The sequence below is a fragment of the Yinghuangia sp. YIM S09857 genome, from assembly GCF_051388915.1.
Classification (GTDB): Bacteria; Actinomycetota; Actinomycetes; order Streptomycetales; family Streptomycetaceae; genus Yinghuangia.
Genome location: NZ_JBPKBH010000030.1, coordinates 102291 through 105765 on the forward strand (window position 1 = coordinate 102291; position 3475 = coordinate 105765).

A 3475-nucleotide genomic window follows, 5' to 3' on the forward strand; every position below is an offset into this window, starting at 1 on the left:
GTCGTGTCCAGCACGACCGCCGCGCCTCCCGTGAAGCCGTCCAGCGCGTCCCCGTGCTGCACGCGTCCGGGAAAAGGGTCGGACGCCGTGCGCCGGGTCAGTTCGGCGACCGGCAGCTCGCGGCGCGAAGCGGCCACGATGACGTTGCCGAAGCGGCGTCCGCGAAAGACCGCGGGATCGCCGATCATCAGCACATGCGGGAACACCGCCTCCACGGTCGCTATTTGGGCCCGGACGAAGTCGAGCCGACCGCCGTCCGCGAGATTCGCGGTGTAGACGCCCTCCGGACGCAGCGTGCGAGCGATCTCCTGGACGAACTCCACCGAGGTCAGATGCGCGGGCACACGCGAGCCCCCGTACGCGTCCACGACCGTGAGGTCGAACACCCCGTCCGGCGCCTTGGCCGCCACCGCCCGCGCGTCCCCGTTGCGGATCCTGACCTGCGCGGACTTCTCCAGCGGCAGGTGCTCGCGTACGAACGCGATCAGGCGCGCGTCGATCTCCACCACCTGCTGCCGGGACCGCGGGCGCGTGGCGGCCAGATAGCGGGGGAGGCTCAGCGCCCCGCCGCCGAGGTGCAGGGCCTGGACGGGCTGTCGCGCCGGCGCGGCCAGGTCCGCGATGTGCCCGAGGCGGCGGATGTACTCGAACTCCAGCCACGTCGGATCGTCGAGGTCGACGTGTGACTGCGGCGCCCCGTCCAGGAGGAGGGTCCAGGCCCGTGGCCGGTCCGGGTCCGGTGCGAGCTCGACGGCCCCCGAGTCCACGACGGCGCGAACGGTCTCCCGCGCGCCCCGCGTGCGCCGCTGTCTCTCCGCCATGGAACCAGTATCCGCACGTCGGACCGGGCGGCCCAGGCACGTTCGTCGCACGGAAATGTGCCGGGGCCGCCGAGTGACCGGTCTTCTGAGCGATCGGTCTTCTCAGTGACCGGTCTTCAGGAACACTTCGAGCCGCAGATCGTCGTGTCCGGTGTACGAGCGGTCGCCCGTCGCCGTGCTCACGGTGATGCGTCCCTTGTTCAGCTCGGACCAGTCCGACCTGCGCTTCTCCTCCGCACGGCAGAACGTGCCCGGCGTGTTGCAGTCGCCCATGCCCAATGCGAAGGTGTCGCCGGTCGGCTTGTACGACACCGCGAGGACCGTCTCCGTCCCGATCTCGGTCCACACCGGCCGCCCGGGGTCCCTGCCCTCGACGGCGTTCGGGTAGTTCACGTTGATCGCATACTCGTCGGTCAGCAGGCGCCGCTTCTTCAGCTCGCCGACAAAGCCCGGCACGAAGTCGGCGAACTCGCGGTACGTGCGCTCGGTGATCCCGAACGTCGCGGGGTCGAAGCCCGAGCTGAGCGCTATGGCGGGCTTGCCGTTCTCGACGGCCATGATCGCGGCGCTCAACGTGCCCGATTCGTAGGTCACATTGCCGACGTTGGGCCCGGAGTTGGCACCGGTGACGACCAGGTCCGGGCCGTTCGGCCAGCCGACCTTGGCGGCCAGGCCGCCGCGCAGGGCCAGGCGTACGGTGTCGCCCGGTGTCGCGCTCGCGGTCGTCGGCCCGCACGGGGCCGTGCCCTTGCATACGCCGAAGACGGCGCCCTTCGACGGAGCGTCGGAGCAGTCGTTCTCGAATCCGGTCGGCAGGGCGGTGCGCTGCGAGACGGTCAGCGAGCCACTGCCGGTCATGCTCGTACCGGCGCCGCTCATGAACTGCCACGGGGCCATGACGACGACGTCGGCACCGGCGGCGCACAGCGCGCGCCGGACCTCGTAGAGGCCGCGTCCGTCGGAGCCGTCCGGACGGGCGTTCTGCATCGAATCGTCGTTGCTCAGCAGGATCTTCATGCCGCTGAGCGAAGTGGTCGGCTGCGACCGGCCGTTCGGGGCGGCCGAAGCACTGGCGGTGAGCGCCAGCGCGAGGACGCCGGCGGCCATCGCGGGGACGAGGTGCTTGGTGGTGAGATGCATGCCGGGAAACTAGGAGTCAAAACCGAGTGAATAAAAGGTTTGTAACCTTAACGTGACCTAACGATCGAGCCTGGACGCCTCCGACCTGCGGAAATGCCCATACGGTCGCGTACGCGGACCCGCTCAGTCGTGGCTCCTGACCGTGTCCGGCGGGCCCCCGACTCAGTCCGCCGCCGCCCCGCAGCGCCTCACCCGAAAGTGCCTCAGGTGCCTCACTCGGCCGACGAAGGTGACCCCGCGGCAAGCCGGGGGCTCTCCTCCGGAGACAGCACGTGCCACGAGATCTGCTCGGCGGCGAAGAAGCACTGCGAGCGCCCGACGATGTCGACGGCGTCGACCGGCTCGTACTGGCCGGGCCCGTCGACCGGATCGAAGTCGAGGTACAGCAGCTCGCCGTGCGTCTCGTCGGCGAACCGCGAGACCACCGGGTCGAAGTAGAGCATTCCGGAGAAGCCCTTGCCGTGCTCCAGCCGGTAGTCGCGCAGACCCGCCAAGCGGAACTCGATGGGCGTCCAAGGCCAGCCGTGCTCGCGGTCCCGCGCGTCGACGACGATCCGGGCCGACGCGCCGCCGGGGGTGAAAGGGTCGTCGATGCCCACCCGGGTCACGCAGCCGTTCTCGAAGTCGTACTCGGCCAGCAGGTCGCCCAACGTCTCGGGCGTGAGCAGCGGCATCAAGGTCCTCCGGTCGGCGTCGTATGACGACACCATCATGAGACCAGTCTGCTCGGCCCGCTTCGAGGAGAGCCCTCGCGACGCCGTGCACGCGTCAGAGGCGTGTCGCGGCCCGTGACAACGCGCCGCCGATCAGCGCGTACACGATCGCCGCCAAGCCCTCGTTGACGAAGATGCGTGCCTTGTAGCTGTCCGGTGTGAACAGGTCCTCCGACCATTCGGTCAGGGAGCCGGCCCAGTCGCCCATCGTCCGGACGAGGTCGTTCGCGGGGTTGGCCTCCAGAAGCACCAACAGGATGTGCAGGACGATGATGCCGACGACGACGGCCGTGACAACCCGGATCACCATCGCGATCGGGTTCGCGTGTGTTCGGTATGACCTCGTAGTCCTCATGGGTGAACCGTGCTCGGGATCGGTCCGGTGAAACGGACTTGTCCGACCTGGGGGAGATGCCCGGCAAGGCCCCGGAGGCCAGGCGTACCAAGGGGACACGCGTGGCAAACCTCGATTTGCGAGAGCGTGACGACGTGGGTACAGTCATCCCACCGCTCAGCAGGGAGACCTGAGACAGCGTGTGCCGAGGCACTCGCTGGCTGGTCCCGCGAGCGGGGATCCGCAGCACCACTCTCGATCGATGTACGTCGCGCTCCGCGCTGCGTGCCCGCTCGTCGTGTGCCCGGATCCTTCCGGATGGACTCGGAATGGCAGGCCGGATCGCCGATTAGGCGAAACGAAATGCGATCCGCTAAAGTCTGGAGCGCCGCAGGGAAAAGCCCGCAAGGGTCGATTCCGAAGGCAAAGCGGAAAGCGAAACAGACCGGAAACGGTGTGCTAAGCTC

Annotated in this window: 4 protein-coding genes; all 4 read right to left on the reverse strand. The window is 68.7% G+C overall.

The window, feature by feature from the left end:
* On the reverse strand, positions 1-821 hold an 821-nt coding region (locus ACRX5S_RS38630), incomplete at its 3' end, for a spermidine synthase (protein WP_436777946.1).
* Positions 822-923: 102 nt separating this feature from the next.
* Positions 924-1961: a 5'/3'-nucleotidase SurE gene (locus ACRX5S_RS38635; protein ID WP_436777947.1), complete on the reverse strand. Its 1038-nt coding sequence runs from the start codon at positions 1959-1961 to the stop codon at positions 924-926.
* A 212-nt stretch (positions 1962-2173) separates the two neighbouring features.
* Complete coding sequence (locus ACRX5S_RS38640; RefSeq protein ID WP_436777948.1) at positions 2174-2674, reverse strand: hypothetical protein; 501 nt, start codon at positions 2672-2674, stop codon at positions 2174-2176.
* A 55-nt stretch (positions 2675-2729) separates the two neighbouring features.
* Positions 2730-3029, reverse strand: coding sequence for a hypothetical protein (locus ACRX5S_RS38645; protein ID WP_436777949.1), 300 nt, complete (start codon positions 3027-3029; stop codon positions 2730-2732).
* Positions 3030-3475 lie beyond the last annotated feature (446 nt).